This window comes from Streptomyces sp. NPDC052012, from assembly GCF_040689265.1.
Taxonomy (GTDB): domain Bacteria; phylum Actinomycetota; class Actinomycetes; order Streptomycetales; family Streptomycetaceae; genus Streptomyces.
This window is the reverse complement of record NZ_JBFAXA010000022.1, coordinates 27831-45339: the sequence shown is the minus strand read 5'-3', so window position 1 is coordinate 45339 and position 17509 is coordinate 27831. Positions and strand designations below refer to the sequence as shown.

Below are 17509 nucleotides of genomic sequence, written 5' to 3'. Positions count from 1 at the left end.
CGGCGGCCGGGGCGGCGACCGCACGGGGTTCGGCCGCCGCCCCGGCCGCCGAGGCCCGGCCACCGCCGGGCCGCACGCGCTCACCGTGGCCGCTCGCAGCGGCGCCGGCGGGCGCCCCGCGGCGTCCCACCGCGCGAAAACAGGTGACGTGTTGTCACAGCCTCGTGCGATGCTCGGGACCGTGGAGACCAGGTCCGTCAGTCCCGTGTTCGTCGGTCGCGCCGGTGAACTCGACACGTTGAACACCGCACTCGCCCGCGCGAGCACCGGCGCGGGCGAGCCGCAGGCACTGGTGCTCGGGGGTGAGGCCGGGGTCGGCAAGACCCGGCTCGTCGAGGAGTTCGCGGCGGCCGCGCGCCGCCGCGGCGCGGTCGTCGCCCTCGGCGGCTGTGTCGAGATCGGCGCCGACGGCCTGCCGTTCGCCCCCTTCTCCACCGCCCTGCGCCAGCTGCGCCGCGAGCTGCCCGACCAGCTCGCCGCCGCCGCGGCCGGACAGGAGGAGGAACTCGCCCGCCTGCTGCCCGAACTCGGCACCGCCGCCGCCCGCGAGGCCCGCCGCGACGAGCAGGGCATGGCCCGCCTCTTCGAACTCACCGCCCGCCTGCTGGAACGCGTCGCCGCCGAGCACACCGTCGTCCTCGCCCTGGAGGACCTGCACTGGGCCGACGCCTCCACCCGCCACCTGCTCGCCTACCTCTTCCGCACGCTGCGCACCGGCCGCCTCGTCGTCCTCGCCACCTACCGCTCCGACGACATCCACCGCCGCCACCCCCTGCGCCCCCTCCTCGCCGAACTCGACCGGCTCCGCACCGTGCGCCGCGTCGAACTCGGCCGCTTCAACCGCGAAGAGGTCGGCCGCCAGATCGCCGGCATCCTGGCCCGCGAGCCCGACCCCGACCACGTCGACGAGATCTTCGAACGCTCCGACGGCAACGCCTTCTTCGTCGAGGAACTCTCCGTCGCCGCCCACGAGGGCTGCCGCGCTGGCCTGACCGACTCGCTGCGCGATCTGCTCCTGGTCCGTGTCGAGGGCCTCCCGGAGAGCGCCCAGCGCGTCGCCCGGATCGTCGCCGAGGGCGGCTCCACCGTCGAGTACCGGCTGCTGGCCGCCGTCGCCCGGCTCGCCGAGGACGACCTCATCGAAGCGCTGCGCGCCGCCGTCAACGCCAGCATCCTCACCCCGGCACCCGACCGCGACGGCTACCGCTTCCGCCACTCCCTGGTCCGCGAGGCCGTCAGCGACGACCTGCTGCCCGGCGAACGCTCCCGCCTCAACCGCGGCTACGCCGAAGCCCTCGAGGCCGACCCCACCCTGGTGCCCGCCGACGAGCGCGTGACCCGCCTGGCAAGCTACTGGTACCACGCCCACGACGCCGCCAAGGCCCTGCCCGCCGTGCTGGACGCCTCCGTCGAGGCCCGCCGGCGCCACGCCTACTCCGAGCAACTGCGGCTGCTGGAGCGGGCCATGGAACTGTGGGACTCCGTCCCCCAGGAGATACGCGCCGGCCTGCGGCCCTCCGACTACACCGAGGTCTACTGCGGCTGCGACCCCGAGACGGCCACCCTGCGCTACCTCGACCTGATGGCCGAGGCCGCCGTCGCCGGACGGCTCTGCGGGGAACGCGAACGCTCCCTGAAGATCACCAAGCGGGCCCTGCGCCTGCTGGACGAGGAACCCGACCCGCTGCGCGCCGCCTGGTTCTGGGTCCAGCGCTCCCGGCTCACCCAGTCCCTCGCCCGCGGCGACGGCTGGACCGAACTCGGCACCGCCCAGGACCTGGTGCGCGGCCTGCCCCCGTCCGAGGTGCACGCCGAGGTCCTCGCCTCCGCCGCCAGCTGGTCCATGCTCCACGAACCCGGCCCGGAGGCCATGGCCGCCGCCGAACGCGCCGTCGAGTACGCCCGCATGGTCGGCGCCCACGACATCGAGCTCAACGCCCGTCTCACCCTCGGCGGCCTCATGGTCGACTCAGGCGACATCGAGACCGGCCTCGCCGTGATGTACGACGTCAAGGACCGGGCGGCCGAACTGGGTGTCGACATGGTGCTGTGCCGCAGCTATGTGAACCTGCCCTCGGTGCTCGAAGGCGTCGGCCGCTCCGAGGAGGCGCTGCGCCTGCTGGAGGAGGGCACCGGCGTCACCCGCCGCCTGGGACTGCTGGACTCCGAGGCCTGGGTGTGGGGCAACCTCGCCGAATCCCTCCACTCGGTGGGCCGCTGGGACGAGGCGGCCGAGGCCGCCGCCACCGCCCAGCGCCGGGAACCGAGCGCCAAGCCACGCGCCGGCGCCGTCATGCGCCTGGCCCATCTCGCCTACGACCGCGGGGATCTGGCCCTGGCGGCCCGCCAACTCGCCGCCGCCCGCGCCCACTTCGGCACCCACGACGCCATGCCGCAGTACTCCCTGCCGATGACTCTGGTCTCCGTCGGTATCGCAGCCGCCGAGGGCCGCCTCTCCGACGCCCGCGCCGAACTCCTCACCGCCCTCGACGCCGAACTCCCGCCCGGCACCCAGCGCTACGGCTGGCCCCTGCTCCTGACCGCCGCGACCGCCGAGGCCGACGCCTTCGGCGACCCGACCACCGAACCCGGCCGCCCGCAGATCCTCGACCGCCTGCGCACCGCGGCCAAGACCCTGGCGACCGGTGTGCCCGTGTGGCAGGCGTACGACATCTGGCTGCGCGCCGAACTGCGACGGGCCGAGGGCACCGCCGCGCCGGACGAGTGGAGCACCGCCGTCACCGCCCTGGAGACGCTCGGCCGGCCCTACGACCTCGCGCGCGTCCGCTACCGGCTCGCCGAGGCCCTGCTCGCCGCCGGAGCGGGCGAGGACGAGCGGGCCCGCGCCAGGGAACTGCTCCGGCTGTCCCAGGCCGTCGCCGACCACCTGGGCGCCCGCCCCCTGGCCCGGTCCGCGACCCTGCTGGCCCAGCGCGCACGCCTCGCCCTCGGCCCCGCCACCGCCCGCGAGCAGGCCCCGGACACCCCCGCCGACCCGGCCGACGCCCTCGGCCTCACCAGCCGGGAACGCGACGTCCTGCGCCTGGTGGCCGCCGGCCACACCAACCGCCGGATCGCCGAGGCCTTGTTCATCTCCCCGAAGACGGCCAGCGTCCACGTCTCCAACATCCTCGCCAAGCTGGGCGTCTCCGGCCGCGGCGAGGCGGCGGCGGTGGCCCACCGCCTGGGTCTTTTCCCGACGGAGACCGGAAACCGGGCGGTGGCGGGATAATGGACGTCCGCCTCACCCGCCCCCGCACGTCTCACCCACGCGGCCCTGGAAAGGGGAGCGATGTTCAACGTCTTCGAGGAACTGTTCGCCCCAGGCCGCAAACACACCCGTGACGAGGAGAAGCGGCTGGCACTGACCCGGGTGGACATCGGCGACGCCGACCCGGGCCGCGGCCCGATAGACCTCTCCTCGGGAAAGGTCGTCATGCGCCCGCCGTCGCAGGACGACGGTGCGGAGCCCGGGACGGCCGAGTGACCGCTAGCTGACCTCCAGCTCCAGGATCCGGTCGTCGCCGTCCTCCGGGTTGCCGCGGCCGTCGGTGTTGCTGGTGACCAGCCACAGCCTGTTCTCACCGGCCGGTACCACCGTGCGCAGCCGGCCGTGCTCCTCCGTGAGGAAGGCCTGAGGGTCCGCCGAGGCCTCCGTGCCCTTCAGGGGGATCCGCCACAGTCGCTCGCCGCGCAGGCCGGCCATCCATATCGAGCCCTCGGCGTAGGCGATGCCGCTGGGGGACGCCTCGTCCGTGGTCCACTGGTCGACCGGGTTGTGGAAGCCGCCGTCGTCGGACCGGCCCTCCGCCTCCGGCCAGCCGTAGTTGTCGCCCGGCTTGATCGCGTTGAGCTCGTCCCAGGTGTTCTGGCCGAACTCCGCGGCGAACAGGCGCTGTTTCCCGTCCCAGGCGAGGCCCTGCACATTGCGGTGGCCGTACGTGTACACCGGCGAGTCGGGGAACGGGTTGCCGGGGGCGGGCTCGCCCTCCGGGGTCAGCCGCAGGATCTTGCCGCCGAGGGAGCCCCTGTCCTGCGACAGGCCGGTGTCACCGCTCTCGCCCGTGCCCGCGTACAGCATCTTGTCCGGGCCGAAGGCGATCCGGCCGCCGTTGTGGACGACCCCCTTGGGGATGCCGCGCAGGACCGTGTCCGGGGCGCCCAGTTGCTCGCCGGACGGCTTCTTCTCGTCGTAGATCATGCGGACGACGCGGTTGTCCGAGGCGGAGGTGAAGTAGGCGTAGATCATGTGGTCCGAGGCGTACTCGGGGGAGAGCGCGATGCCCAGCAGGCCGCCCTCGCCGGACGGGGACACCCCCGGCACCTCGCCCAGCTCGGTCTTCCTGCCCGTCTTCCCGTCCACCCGCGTGATCGTCGCCTCGTCACGGGAGGAGACCAGCAGGTCGCCGTCCGGCAGCGGGGCGAGGCCCCACGGCGTGCTCAGGCCCGTGGTGACGGTGCGCAGCACCTTGACCGAGCCCTTCGCGGGAGGCGTCTCCTCCGAGGTGCGCTCCGAGGGCGACGCCTGCCCCGTCGTACGGCTGGGGGTGGCGCTGCCGTCCGAGCCCGGCGATCCTCCGTCATCGGAGGAGCAGCCGGCCGTCAGCAGGAGCGCGGCGGCGGCCAGCACGGCCGTCACGGCTCGACGTTGCACGATCTTGTCCCTTCGACGCGGCAGGTTCCACCTGTCATACACCGCTCGCGCCTCCCAGGTTCCCGATCACGGAATCCTGAACCGCGGCCCGCACGGACGGTCACGTGATCGCGGGGTCACGCCTGAGTCGAAACCCCAGGTCAGTCCCAGGACCCCTGCGCCGCGGGCAGCCCCGCGATCTCCGCGAGGTCCTCCTCCGTCAGCCGCAGCGCCGCCGCCCCCGCGTTCTCCTCGACCCACCGCTCCCGCTTGGTGCCCGCCACCGGGATCACCTGCCTGCCCTGCGCCAGCACCCACGCCAGGGCGACCTGAGCCGCGGTGACCGTCTCGCCGTGCCGTCGGGCGATGCGCCGCAGGCCCGCCACGATGGGCTGGTTGGCGGCCATCATCTCCGCGGTGAAACGGGGGTGCCGGGCACGCAGGTCGTCCGGTTCGAAGCCCTCGCCCGGCGTCAGCGTGCCGGTCAGGAACCCGTTGCCGAGCGGCATCGCGGCCAGGAGACCCACCCCGCGGGCCTCGCACCACGGCAGCAGGGTCCGCAGCGCCTCCGGCGACCAGACCGACAGCTCGGCCTCGACCGCGCTCACCGGGAACACCTGCTGCACCCGCTCCAGTTGGCGGATCGTCGCGTCGTGCAGCGCCGACCCCGGGCGCCGCGCCGACCGCGCGCCCACCGCGCACAGCCCCAACGCCCGTACCTTCCCCGCCTGTACGAGCTCCGCCATCGCGCCCCAGGTCTCCTCCACGGGCACCTCGGGGTCCGCGCGGTGCAGTTGATAGAGGTCGATGACGTCGGTCTGCAGCCTGCGCAGCGACGCGTCGCAGGCCCGCTTCACATATCCGGGGCGGCCGTTGGCCACGATGTGCTGGTCACCCACCAGCAGCCCGACCTTCGTCGACACGAAGGCCTCGGAGCGACGCTCCTTCAACACCCGCCCCAGCAACAGCTCGTTGGTGAACGGACCGTACATGTCCGCCGTGTCCAGCAGCGTCGAACCCAGGTCGAGCGCCCGGTGCACCGCCCTGAGCGACTCCTCGCCGCGCTGCCGTGAGGTGCTGTAGGCCCAGCTCATCGGCATGCACCCGAGTCCGACGGCCCCCACCGAGAGCGCCGCCGCGCCGATCGTCCTGCGCTCCACCTGCTCGTGACCCTCCCTCTCCGGGTCCCCAACCTAACCTCTGCCGTCGCACACGCCTGACATAGCCTCCAGCCATGACTGCTGACGTATGGCTTCCCATCCCGCCGGACGAGATCGAGGGCCTTCCCGAGGGGCCGCGCTACCGATTCTGGGACGGCGGTGCGGAGTTCCCCGCCGACCCGGCCGACTGCGTCTTCTACGTCGTGCCGTACATGAAGCCCAGCGGGATCGGCACCCGTCCGCTGCCGTCGATGAGCTCGGTGCGGGTCGTCCAGACGCTGTCCGCCGGCATCGACCATGTGGAGCCGGGTCTGAAGCACCTGCCGCCGGGTGTGCGGCTGTGCAACGCACGCGGGGTGCACGAGGCCAGCACCGCCGAGCTGACCCTCGCGCTGATCCTGGCCTCGCTGCGCGGCATTCCCGATTTCGTGCGGGCGCAGGACCGGGGGGAGTGGCTCGGCGGATTCCGGCCCGCGCTCGCCGACAAGAACGTGCTCATCGTGGGCTACGGATCGATCGGCGCGGCCATCGAGGACCGGCTCGTTCCGTTCGAGCTCGCGCGGGTGGCGCGCGTCGCGCGCTCCGAGCGCACCACGGCGCGCGGCCCGGTGCACCCGCTCACCGAACTGCCCTCCCTGCTGCCGGACGCGGACGTCGTGGTCCTCTCCACGCCGCTGACCGAGACCACCCGGCACCTCGTGGACGCCGGCTTCCTGGCCCGGATGAAGGACGGCGCCCTGCTGGTGAACGTGGCCCGCGGAGGCGTCGTCGACACCAAGGCCCTGCTCACGGAGCTGGAGACCGGCCGCATCACGGCGGCCCTGGACGTCACGGATCCCGAGCCGCTGCCCGCCGATCACCCCTTGTGGCGGGCGCCGGGCGTCCTCATCAGCCCCCACGTCGGCGGCCCCACGTCCGCCTTCCTGCCGCGCGCCAAGCGGTTGCTGGTGGACCAGTTGCACCGTTTCGTGAACCACGAGGAGCCGCGGAACGTGATCCTGGTGACGGGCCCGGACACTCCGTAGCTCCGCTTCGAGTACCGTCCGCGAGCCTCCGGGCGCGGTGAGTACTCATACATCAGTTGATCGTCACGCAGAGTAGAGAACCTATGTCCCTGAGTGACGAGACTGGTGTATCGTCCGGACAGGGGTTGCGCCGCTGACCGATCGGCGCCGGGGACGGACTTTGCAGACTGTGAGGGGGGCGACGGGCGATGCACGGCCTATGGACGAGCGATCCGACGCGGCGGAGCCGCCGACGGCGGCCCTGGCGCACGGCCGCGCGCAGTCGCGGCCGGCTCACCGGTCCCCCCACCCGGCCGACCGGCCGCCGCAGCCACGGCCCGCATCTGCGCAGGCAGGGCAGCCGCAGGAGGCACGCCCCGGTGCCCCGGGGCCCGAGGGACCCGGGAGCGCGGACCGGGAGCGACCGGTGAGCGCGCCGACCCCCACCCCCACGCTCGACGGGGCGCTCAGGCCGCAGTCCGCGCCGGGTGCGCTCCTGCCGCGCTCTGCGGGCGACGACCCCCGGCGCCCCCTCGTCCCGCAGCTCGTCCTCGCCCTCGTCTGCGCGGCCTACGCCGTCGGTGCCGCATGCGGCTGGGGCTCGGAACAACTCGCTCTGATCATGGGGGACTTCGGGCTGAGCGCCGCGGCTGCCGCCGCCGCGGTGTCGTGTGTCGTCTACGCGCGCGGCCCGCGCACCCGGTTTCGCCCCGCCTGGCTGCTGTTCGGCCTCTCCTCGGCCATGGCGTCCCTGGGCAACCTGGTCTGGGGATGGTACGAGGTCGTCCTCGGGCTGCCGGTGCCGAGCCCCAGCTACGCGGACCTGTTCTTCCTGTGCTTCGCACCGCCCGCCATCGTGGGCCTGCTGGTGCTCGCCAAACGGCCCGTGACCAAGGCCGGCTGGGTCTGTCTCGCCCTGGACGCCTGGCTGATCGGCGGCTCCCTGCTCACCCTGGCGTGGAGCCTCGCGCTCGCCCAGGCCGCGCAGGAGGGAGGGCCGGACGTGGCGCACACGGCGCTGTCGCTGGCGTACCCGCTGCTCGACATCGCCCTGATCAGCATGGTGCTCGCGCTGCACTTCCGGCGTTCGGCGGTGAACCGCTCCGCGGTCAACACCGCGATCGGCGCCCTCGCGCTCACCGTCCTGTGCGACGCGCTGTTCACCTCGCCGCTGCTCCACGACGACTACCGCTCGGGACAACTCCTCGACGCCGGCTGGTTCGCCGGGTCGCTGCTCCTGGCGTACGCGCCGTGGACCGCCCCCCGGAGCGGGCGGCCGGAGGAGGAGCAGCACACGCGCGTGGTGCGCGAGCATCTGCCCGGGCAGCGCAGCGGGCTCCCTCACCAGCCGCCCCCGCCCGCCGGAGAACTCGGCCGCTACTCCGCCGCCCGTCCCATCGCCGGCTCCCTCGCCGCCCTCACGCCGTACCTGGCGGCGGCCGTGTGCACCCTGGGGATCCTCTACAACGTCCTCAACGGCCGCAGCGTCGACCGCGTGGTCCTGCTCACCGGCGGCACCGTGGTGCTGGCGCTCGTCGTACGCCAGGGCATCATGCTGCTCGACAACATCACCCTCACCCAGGAACTGGCGCAGAAGGAGAACCACTTCCGCTCCCTGGTGCAGGGCTCCAGCGACGTCATCATGATCGCCGCCCCGAACGGCATCCTCCGCTACGTCTCGCCGGCCGCCGCGGGGGTCTACGGCCGCCCCGCGGAGGAGCTGGTGGGCAGTGAACTGGCCCATCTGATCCACCCCGAGGACCTGGGCTGCGTCGTGCACGAGGTGCGGCGTTTTCTCGCCGCCAGCCCGGCCGACGAACCCACTACGCGCATCGAATGCCGGTTCCGCTCCGGTGACGGCGGCTGGCTGAACGTGGAGTCGACCGTCAACCGGCACCACGGCGGCCTCATCTTCAACAGCCGCGACGTCACCGAGAGAGTGCGCCTCCAGGCGCAGCTCCAGCACAACGCCGAGCACGACCCGCTCACCGACCTGCCCAATCGCGCGCTGTTCACCAAGCGCGTGCAGCAGGCGCTCTCCGGCCGCCGAGCCTCGGACCGGGGTGCCGCCCTGAGGGGCACGGCCGTGCTGTTCATCGACCTCGACGGCTTCAAGGCCGTCAACGACACGATCGGGCACCAGGCCGGGGACGAACTGCTCGTCCAGGCCGCCCGCAGACTCAAGGACGCCGTCCGCAAGGGCGACACCGCCTCCCGGCTGGGCGGCGACGAGTTCGCGGCGCTGATCGTCGGCGACGGCGCCCGCGACCGGGAGGCACGCGAGCGCCACATCCTGGAGCTCGCCGACCGCCTCAGAGCGACCCTCTCCCAGCCCTACCTCATCGACGGCAACGATGTCCGGGTCAACGCCTCCATCGGCGTCGCCTTCGCCGAACCGGGCCTGGGCGCGGGTGAGCTGCTGCGCAACGCCGACCTGGCGATGTACCGGGCCAAGGCGGCCGGAAAGGGCCGGGTGGAGCTGTACAAGCCGCAGATGCAGCAGGACGTCGTCCGCAGGGCGGAGCTGGCCACCCGGCTGCGCTCCGCGCTGCACGACGGCGAGTTCGCCCTGCTGCACCAGCCGGTGGTGTGCCTGGAGGACGGCCGGATCACCTCGGTGTGCGCCCAGGCGCGCTGGCGCTCCTCGCAGGGCGTGCTGTTCACCCCGGCGGAGTTCCTGCGCGTCGCCGAGGACAGCGAGAAGACCGCCGAGCTGGGGCGCTGGGTGCTGGAGGAGGCCGTCGAGCAGGCCGCCGAGCGGCACGCGACCGGTGTGTCCGTGCCCGTGGCGGTCCGGATCGGCGCGCGCCGGCTGCTGGACCGGTCGCTGCCCCTCGGCTCGATCGAGGCGCTCCTCACCCGGCACGGGCTGCCCTCCGGCTCGCTGATCATCGAGCTGGCCGACACCGACCCGAGAGTCTGCCTCGACGAGCTGGAGCGCCGTCTGAACGCCCTCAAGCGCGTCGGCGTACGCATCGCCCTGGACGGCTTCGGCAGCGGCTACGCGGCGATCACGGCGCTCAGACGGCTCCCCGTCGACGTGCTCAAGCTCGACCGCAGCCTGGTCGACGGCGTGGTGGAGTCGGCCCGACTGCACAAGATCACCGGTGGCCTGCTGCGCATCGCCGGGGATCTCGGGCTGCAGTCCGTGGCGGACGGGGTGGATCTGCCCGAGCAGGTCGCCGCCCTGCGCGCGCTGGGCTGCACCCACGGGCAGGGCATGGCGTTCTCCGGGCCGCTGGACGAGTACCGGCTGCGCCGGGCGCTCGGCACCGGCCACTACGCGGTGCCGCACCAGCCGGCCGAACCCGCGTTCAGCGGCGGTGCTCACGCGGGCTCCGGGGTGTACTCCGCCGGGGTGACCGCCGTGCTCAGAACGGGTACGACCCTACGCTCACATAATGAGACTCCCGTCCCACCCACTTGACACCGGGTGCGTGCCGGGGGGAGGGTCAGTGCCATGCGCACCCGAATTCTCGTACTTGGACAGCGCGTCGGCTGAAGCTGAGCCCCGATCGCTCAGCGACCCACACCCGGCGCGCTCCCCTCGCTTGCCTTATGGCACGAGGGGTTTTTTGTTGCACCAGCACCTGTCGCACAGCCCGCGAACACCACGCAAACCTCGCAAAAACCCTCAGCATCGAGAAGAGAATGCCGATGACCGAGCAGGCCACCGGGGCCCATCACCCGCAGCCGCGGCCCCGATCCGGAGGACAGCAGTCCGCCCCCGTCGAGCACGTCACGGGCGCGCAGTCCCTCATCCGCTCTCTCGAGGAGGTCGGCGCCGACACGGTATTCGGCATTCCCGGCGGTGCGATCCTTCCGGCGTACGACCCGCTGATGGACTCCACCCGGGTGCGGCACGTCCTGGTCCGCCACGAGCAGGGCGCCGGTCACGCGGCCACCGGCTACGCGCAGGCCACCGGCAAGGTGGGCGTCTGCATGGCGACTTCCGGCCCCGGCGCCACCAACCTGGTCACCCCGATCGCCGACGCGCACATGGACTCCGTGCCGCTGGTCGCGATCACCGGCCAGGTCGCCTCCCGCGCGATCGGCACGGACGCCTTCCAGGAGGCGGACATCGTCGGCATCACCATGCCGATCACCAAGCACAACTTCCTCGTCACCAAGGCCGAGGACATCCCGCGCGTCATCGCGCAGGCGTTCCACATCGCCTCCACCGGCCGCCCCGGCCCGGTGCTGGTCGACATCGCCAAGGACGCCCTGCAGGCGCGCACCACCTTCTCCTGGCCGCCCACCATGGACCTGCCCGGCTACCGGCCCGTCACCAAGCCGCACGCCAAGCAGATCCGCGAGGCGGCCAAGCTGATCACCTCCGCCAGGCGGCCCGTCCTCTACGTCGGCGGCGGCGTGCTCAAGGCCGGCGCCACCGCCGAGCTGAAGGTCCTCGCCGAACTCACCGGAGCGCCCGTCACCACCACCCTGATGGCGCTCGGCGCATTCCCCGACAGCCACCCGCTGCACGTGGGAATGCCGGGCATGCACGGTGCGGTCACCGCCGTCACCGCGCTGCAGAAGGCCGACCTGATCGTCGCCCTCGGAGCCCGCTTCGACGACCGCGTCACCGGCAAGCTGGACAGCTTCGCCCCGTACGCCAAGATCGTCCACGCCGACATCGACCCGGCGGAGATCGGCAAGAACCGCGCCGCCGACGTGCCGATCGTCGGAGACGCCCGCGAGGTCATCGCGGACCTGATCCAGGCCGTGCAGAAGGAGCACGACGAGGGCCACCAGGGCGACTACACCGCCTGGTGGAACGACCTCAACCGCTGGCGCGAGACCTACCCGCTCGGCTACGACCAGCCGGACGACGGCTCGCTGTCGCCCCAGCAGGTCATCGAGCGTATCGGGCAGCTCGCGCCCGAGGGCACGATCTTCGCCGCGGGCGTCGGGCAGCACCAGATGTGGGCCGCGCACTTCATCCAGTACGACAAGCCCGCCAGCTGGCTGAACTCCGGCGGCGCCGGAACCATGGGCTACGCGGTCCCCGCCGCCATGGGAGCCAAGGCGGGCGCCCCCGAGCGCACCGTCTGGGCGATCGACGGCGACGGCTGCTTCCAGATGACCAATCAGGAGCTCACCACCTGCGCCCTGAACAACATCCCGATCAAGGTCGCCGTCATCAACAACGGCGCCCTCGGAATGGTCCGCCAGTGGCAGACGCTGTTCTACAACCAGCGCTACTCCAACACGGTGCTGCACTCCGGCCCGGACGACGTCAACCCGGAGGCGCGGGGCACGCGGGTGCCCGACTTCGTGAAGCTGTCGGAGGCGATGGGCTGCTACGCCATCCGCTGCGAGCGCCCGGAGGACCTGGACAAGGCCATCGAGGAGGCCAACTCCATCAACGACCGCCCGGTCGTCATCGACTTCATCGTGCACGAGGACGCCATGGTGTGGCCGATGGTCGCCGCCGGCACCTCCAACGACGAGATCATGGCCGCCCGGGACGTCCGCCCCGACTTCGGCGACAACGAAGACGACTGAGCGAGAGAGACCGAAGAGATCATGTCCAAGCACACGCTCTCCGTCCTGGTGGAGAACACCCCCGGCATCCTCGCCCGGATCGCCGCCCTGTTCTCCCGTCGCGGCTTCAACATCGACTCGCTCGCCGTCGGTGTCACCGAGCACCCCGACATCTCCCGCATCACCATCGTGGTGAACGTCGAGGACCTGCCGCTGGAGCAGGTCACCAAGCAGCTCAACAAGCTCGTCAACGTGCTGAAGATCGTCGAGCTCGAGCCCGGGCAGGCCGTTCAGCGCGAACTCGTTCTGGTGAAGGTGCGCGCGGACAACGAGACGCGCTCCCAGATCGTCGAGATCGTCCAGCTGTTCCGCGCCAAGACGGTCGACGTCTCCCCGGAGGCGGTCACCATCGAGGCCACCGGCAGCAGCGACAAGCTGTCCGCGATGCTCAAGATGCTGGAACCGTACGGCATCAAGGAGCTCGTCCAGTCCGGCACGATCGCGATCGGACGCGGTGCCCGTTCGATCACCGACCGGTCGCTGCGCGCACTGGACCGGTCCGCGTAAGACCTTTGACGGGCGGCCGGCGTCAGATCCGGCCGCCCGTATGGCGAGACCCCGAGACTTCCCTTCCGCCCGCCGTCATACGGTGGGACGCAACACCTGCACTCAAGGAGAGAACCCAAAGTGGCCGAGCTGTTCTACGACGCCGACGCCGACCTGTCCATCATCCAGGGCCGCAAGGTCGCGGTCATCGGTTACGGCAGCCAGGGCCACGCCCACGCCCTGTCGCTGCGCGACTCCGGCGTCGACGTGCGCGTCGGTCTGCACGAGGGCTCCAAGTCCAAGGCCAGGGCCGAGGAGCAGGGCCTGCGCGTGGTGACCCCGTCGGAGGCCGCCGCCGAGGCCGACGTCATCATGATCCTCGTCCCGGACCCGATCCAGGCCCAGGTCTACGAGGAGCACATCGCCCCGAACCTGAACGACGGCGACGCCCTGTTCTTCGGGCACGGCTTCAACATCCGCTTCGGCTTCATCAAGCCCCCGGCCGGCGTCGACGTCTGCATGGTCGCCCCGAAGGGTCCCGGTCACCTGGTGCGCCGTCAGTACGAGGAGGGCCGCGGCGTTCCCTGCATCGCGGCCGTCGAGCAGGACGCCACGGGCAATGCCTTCGCGCTGGCCCTGTCGTACGCCAAGGGCATCGGCGGCACCCGCGCCGGCGTCATCAAGACCACCTTCACCGAGGAGACCGAGACCGACCTGTTCGGTGAGCAGGCCGTCCTCTGCGGTGGCACGGCCGCGCTGGTCAAGGCGGGCTTCGAGACGCTGACCGAGGCCGGCTACCAGCCGGAGATCGCCTACTTCGAGTGCCTGCACGAGCTGAAGCTGATCGTGGACCTCATGTACGAGGGCGGCCTGGAGAAGATGCGCTGGTCGATCTCCGAGACCGCCGAGTGGGGCGACTACGTCACCGGTCCGCGCATCATCACCGACGCCACCAAGGCCGAGATGAAGAAGGTCCTCGCCGAGATCCAGGACGGCTCCTTCGCCCGCAACTGGATGGACGAGTACCACGGCGGCCTGAAGAAGTACAACGAGTACAAGCAGCAGGACTCCGAGCACCTGCTGGAGACCACTGGCAAGGAGCTGCGGAAGCTGATGAGCTGGGTGAACGAGGACGCCTGATCCTGCGTGTCCCGTGGCGGCGCCCTCAGCCGGGGGCGCCGCCACGGGGCTGCGCCCGGACCCGTACACAATGGAGTTCCTCGTCCGGGTGATCCTTCCGAAGCGGCGTAAGACGACGCCCTCGGCGCCACTACACTGCTGCATTACATACGCGTCAGGCCCACAGCGTCGTGCGTCTTCCACGCGGCAAGCATCCCTCCACCGCCTGCGGCCGTCGGGACGGCCGTCCGCATTGGACTTGTGAGGACTCACGTGAGCTCGAAACCAGTCGTACTCATTGCTGAAGAGCTGTCGCCCGCGACCGTGGACGCGCTTGGCCCGGACTTCGAGATCCGCCACTGCAACGGAGCGGACCGAGCCGAACTGCTCCCCGCCATCGCCGACGTGGACGCGATCCTCATCCGCTCGGCGACCAAGGTCGACGCGGAGGCCATCGCCGCGGCGAACAAGCTCAAGGTCGTCGCCCGCGCGGGTGTCGGCCTGGACAACGTCGACGTCTCCGCCGCCACCAAGGCCGGCGTGATGGTCGTCAACGCCCCCACCTCCAACATCGTGACCGCCGCCGAACTCGCCTGCGGTCTGATCATCGCCACCGCGCGCAACATCCCGCAGGCCAACGCCGCTCTGAAGAACGGCGAGTGGAAGCGGAGCAAGTACACGGGCGTCGAGCTCGCCGAGAAGACCCTCGGTGTCGTGGGTCTGGGGCGGATCGGCGCCCTCGTCGCACAGCGGATGTCCGCCTTCGGCATGAAGGTCGTCGCCTACGACCCCTACGTGCAGCCCGCGCGGGCCGCCCAGATGGGCGTCAAGGTGCTGACCCTGGACGAGCTGCTCCAGGTCTCCGACTTCATCACCGTCCACCTGCCGAAGACCCCCGAGACCCTCGGCCTCATCGGCGAGGAGGCGCTGCGCAAGGTCAAGCCGAGCGTGCGCGTCATCAACGCCGCACGCGGCGGCATCGTCGACGAGCAGGCGCTGTACTCGGCGCTCAAGGAGGGCCGTGTCGCGGGCGCGGGCCTCGACGTGTACGCGAAGGAGCCGTGCACGGACTCCCCGCTGTTCGAGTTCGACCAGGTGGTGTGCACCCCGCACCTGGGTGCTTCGACGGACGAGGCGCAGGAGAAGGCCGGTATCGCCGTCGCCCGCTCCGTGCGGCTCGCCCTCGCGGGTGAGCTGGTCCCGGACGCGGTGAACGTCCAGGGCGGTGTCATCGCCGAGGACGTCAAGCCGGGTCTGCCGCTCGCCGAGCGCCTCGGCCGCATCTTCACCGCGCTCGCCGGTGAGGTGGCCGTACGGCTGGACGTCGAGGTGTACGGCGAGATCACCCAGCACGATGTGAAGGTGCTGGAGCTGTCCGCGCTCAAGGGTGTCTTCGAGGACGTCGTCGACGAGACGGTCTCCTACGTCAACGCCCCGCTGTTCGCTCAGGAGCGCGGTGTCGAGGTGCGGCTGACCACCAGCTCCGAGTCGGCCGATCACCGCAACGTCGTGACCGTGCGTGGCACGCTGGCCGACGGTGAGGAGATCTCGGTGTCCGGGACGCTGGCCGGGCCCAAGCACGTCCAGAAGCTGGTCGCGGTCGGTGAGTACGACGTCGATCTCGCGTTCGCCGACCACATGCTGGTGCTGCGGTACGAGGACCGGCCGGGTGTCGTCGGCACGGTGGGCCGCATTCTGGGTGAGGCGGGGCTGAACATCGCCGGGATGCAGGTCGCTCGCGCGGCGGTGGGGGGCGAGGCGCTGGCGGTGCTGACCGTGGACGACGCGGTGCCGGCCGGTGTGGTCGCCGAGGTTGCGTCCGAGATCGGGGCTGCGTCTGCTCGGTCGGTGAACCTCGTTTAACGACCGTTGGTTTCCGACCCTCCCACCCGTCTCGCCGGGTTGAGAGGGCGCCGGGTGGGCTGAGGTTTCTGCTCAGCCCACCCGGCTTTCTCTTTTGCTCAGGCCGCGATCTCCACCCCTTCCGTCTCCTCCTGCTTCCGCACCTGGATCCCCCGCAGGCCCCGCGCGGCCAGCGCCGCCGCGGCCGTCAGGATCAGCGCGCCCGCGACGGCCGCGCCCTGCATGCCGCTCGTGAACGCCTCCCGCGCCGCCGTCGCCAGGGCGTCTCCCGCGCGCCCCGGCAGTTCGGCGGCGATGGCCAGTGCGCCGCCCAGCGTCTCCTGGGCCAGGTCAGGTGCGTCGGCCGGCATCTCGTGGCGGTAGACGGCCGTGCCGATCGAGCCGAGCGCGGCCATGCCCAGGGCGCCGCCGAACTCCGTGCCGGTCTCCAGGAGCGAGGAGGCCGACCCCGCCTTCTCCACCGGCGCCGAGCTCAGGGCCAGGTCGGTGACCTGGGACATCACGATGACGATGCCCGCGGCCAGCACCCCGCACGCGGCCAGCACCAGCCACAGGGAGTCCGTGCCGGCGAGCGCCAGCAGTCCGTAGCCGGCCGCCGCGATCACGAACCCGCCGGTCACGACGTAGGCGCGTTCGGCGCCCCGCTGGACGAGCTGTGCGGCGACCGGGGCGGCGGCGCCGATGAGCACCGACGGCAGCAGGCTCCACAGCGCCGCCTCCAGCGCGCTCTTGCCGAGGACCGACTGCAGGTACTGCGTGGTGAAGTACGCCGAGCCCATCATCCCGAAGGCCGACACCGTGTTCAGGACGAGCGCCGGGGTGAAGCCGTGCCCGCGGAACAGGGCCGGGGAGATCATCGGCGAGGCCGCGGTGCGCTGGCGGTGCACGAACAGCGCCGCGAACAGCAGGCCGACGGTGATCGAGACGACGTAGCGGACGTTCCAGCCCTCGGACGGCAGTTCCTTCAGGCCGTAGACCACGGGCAGGACGGCCGCCATGGACAGCGGGATGCTCAGCCGGTCGAAGCGGCCGGGGGCGGGGTTGCGGGACTCGGGGAGCAGCAGCGGGCCGAGGATCAGCAGCAGGGCCATCGCGGGCAGGTTGACCAGGAAGACCGAGCCCCACCAGAAGTACTCGACGAGGACGCCGCTCATCACGGAGCCCAGAGCGATCCCGGCCGTCATCACCCCGGACCACAGGCCGATCGCCTTCGCCCGCTGGGCGGGGTCGGTGAACATCGTGCGCACCAGCGCCATCGTCGACGGCATCAGGGTCGCGCCGCCGATGCCGAGGACCGCGCGGGCCGCGATCAGGGTCTCGGCGCTGTCGGCGTAGGCCGCGAGCAGTGAGGCGGCGCCGAAGGCGCCCGCGCCGATCAGCAGGAGCCTGCGGCGGCCGATGCGGTCGCCGAGCGAGCCCATCGTCATCAGCAGGCCGGCCAGGACGAAGCCGTAGATGTCGAAGATCCAGAGCTGCTGGGTGCCGGTCGGCTCCAGGTCCGCGCTGATCTCCGGGATCGCGAAGTACAGCACGGAGACGTCCATGGAGACCAGCAGCAGCGGGAGCATCAGCACGCAGAGCGCGGTCCATTCGCGGCGGCCGGCGCGGGCGGGAGCCGGGGGTGTGGGGCTCGTCGTGTTCGTCATGCCGGCGAATGTACACGCGTATTAAACGCATGTCTATGACGACTGTATAGG

11 protein-coding genes are annotated in these 17509 nt (G+C 71.7%); 8 read left to right on the top strand and 3 right to left on the bottom strand.

What is annotated here, in order from left to right; genetic code table 11:
- Window positions 1-169: 169 nt before the first annotated feature.
- Together AB0412_RS28030 and AB0412_RS28025 are read left to right on the top strand one after the other, a co-directional pair.
- Complete coding sequence (locus AB0412_RS28030) at window positions 170-3232, top strand: AAA family ATPase (protein ID WP_366405369.1); 3063 nt, start codon at window positions 170-172, stop codon at window positions 3230-3232.
- 60 nt (window positions 3233-3292) lie between these two features.
- Complete coding sequence (locus AB0412_RS28025; protein WP_366405368.1) at window positions 3293-3487, top strand: DUF6191 domain-containing protein; 195 nt, start codon at window positions 3293-3295, stop codon at window positions 3485-3487.
- A 3-nt stretch (window positions 3488-3490) separates the two neighbouring features.
- Here the strand turns inward: AB0412_RS28025 and AB0412_RS28020 are convergent, their stop codons facing one another.
- The gene (locus AB0412_RS28020; RefSeq protein WP_366405367.1) at window positions 3491-4654 is read right to left on the bottom strand and encodes a PQQ-dependent sugar dehydrogenase; all 1164 of its coding nucleotides are present in this window, start codon (window positions 4652-4654) and stop codon (window positions 3491-3493) included.
- Window positions 4655-4794: 140 nt separating this feature from the next.
- Window positions 4795-5793, bottom strand: a complete 999-nt coding sequence (locus AB0412_RS28015) for an aldo/keto reductase (RefSeq protein ID WP_366405366.1) — start codon at window positions 5791-5793, stop codon at window positions 4795-4797.
- A 74-nt stretch (window positions 5794-5867) separates the two neighbouring features.
- On the opposite strand from AB0412_RS28015, the gene AB0412_RS28010 reads away from it, so the two are divergent.
- From AB0412_RS28010 to serA, 6 genes are all read left to right on the top strand, one after another.
- A complete protein-coding gene (locus AB0412_RS28010; RefSeq protein WP_366405365.1) occupies window positions 5868-6818 on the top strand; it encodes a 2-hydroxyacid dehydrogenase in 951 nt (316 codons plus the stop codon).
- Window positions 6819-7224: 406 nt separating this feature from the next.
- Window positions 7225-10224: an EAL domain-containing protein gene (locus AB0412_RS28005; RefSeq protein WP_366405364.1), complete on the top strand. Its 3000-nt coding sequence runs from the start codon at window positions 7225-7227 to the stop codon at window positions 10222-10224.
- 230 nt (window positions 10225-10454) lie between these two features.
- A complete protein-coding gene (locus AB0412_RS28000; protein WP_366405363.1) occupies window positions 10455-12305 on the top strand; it encodes an acetolactate synthase large subunit in 1851 nt (616 codons plus the stop codon).
- A gap of 21 nt (window positions 12306-12326) precedes the next feature.
- Window positions 12327-12851 carry an acetolactate synthase small subunit gene (gene ilvN, locus AB0412_RS27995; RefSeq protein ID WP_030614411.1) on the top strand — a complete coding sequence of 175 codons (525 nt, stop codon included), beginning with the start codon at window positions 12327-12329 and terminating at the stop codon, window positions 12849-12851.
- 120 nt (window positions 12852-12971) lie between these two features.
- The gene (gene ilvC, locus AB0412_RS27990; RefSeq protein WP_366405362.1) at window positions 12972-13970 is read left to right on the top strand and encodes a ketol-acid reductoisomerase; all 999 of its coding nucleotides are present in this window, start codon (window positions 12972-12974) and stop codon (window positions 13968-13970) included.
- A 252-nt stretch (window positions 13971-14222) separates the two neighbouring features.
- Window positions 14223-15812 (top strand): phosphoglycerate dehydrogenase, encoded by a 1590-nt coding sequence (gene serA, locus AB0412_RS27985; protein ID WP_366405361.1) that lies wholly within the window; start codon window positions 14223-14225, stop codon window positions 15810-15812.
- 98 nt (window positions 15813-15910) lie between these two features.
- Here the strand turns inward: serA and AB0412_RS27980 are convergent, their stop codons facing one another.
- Window positions 15911-17458: an MFS transporter gene (locus AB0412_RS27980; protein ID WP_366405360.1), complete on the bottom strand. Its 1548-nt coding sequence runs from the start codon at window positions 17456-17458 to the stop codon at window positions 15911-15913.
- Window positions 17459-17509 lie beyond the last annotated feature (51 nt).

Coding starts and splice junctions, on each gene's coding strand:
- AB0412_RS28030 (WP_366405369.1), top strand. CDS start 170: ATGCTCGGGACCGTGGAGACCAGGTCCGTCAGTCCCGTGTTCGTCGGT.
- AB0412_RS28025 (WP_366405368.1), top strand. CDS start 3,293: ATGTTCAACGTCTTCGAGGAACTGTTCGCCCCAGGCCGCAAACACACC.
- AB0412_RS28010 (WP_366405365.1), top strand. CDS start 5,868: ATGACTGCTGACGTATGGCTTCCCATCCCGCCGGACGAGATCGAGGGC.
- AB0412_RS28000 (WP_366405363.1), top strand. CDS start 10,455: ATGACCGAGCAGGCCACCGGGGCCCATCACCCGCAGCCGCGGCCCCGA.
- ilvN (WP_030614411.1), top strand. CDS start 12,327: ATGTCCAAGCACACGCTCTCCGTCCTGGTGGAGAACACCCCCGGCATC.
- AB0412_RS27980 (WP_366405360.1), bottom strand. CDS start 17,458: ATGACGAACACGACGAGCCCCACACCCCCGGCTCCCGCCCGCGCCGGC.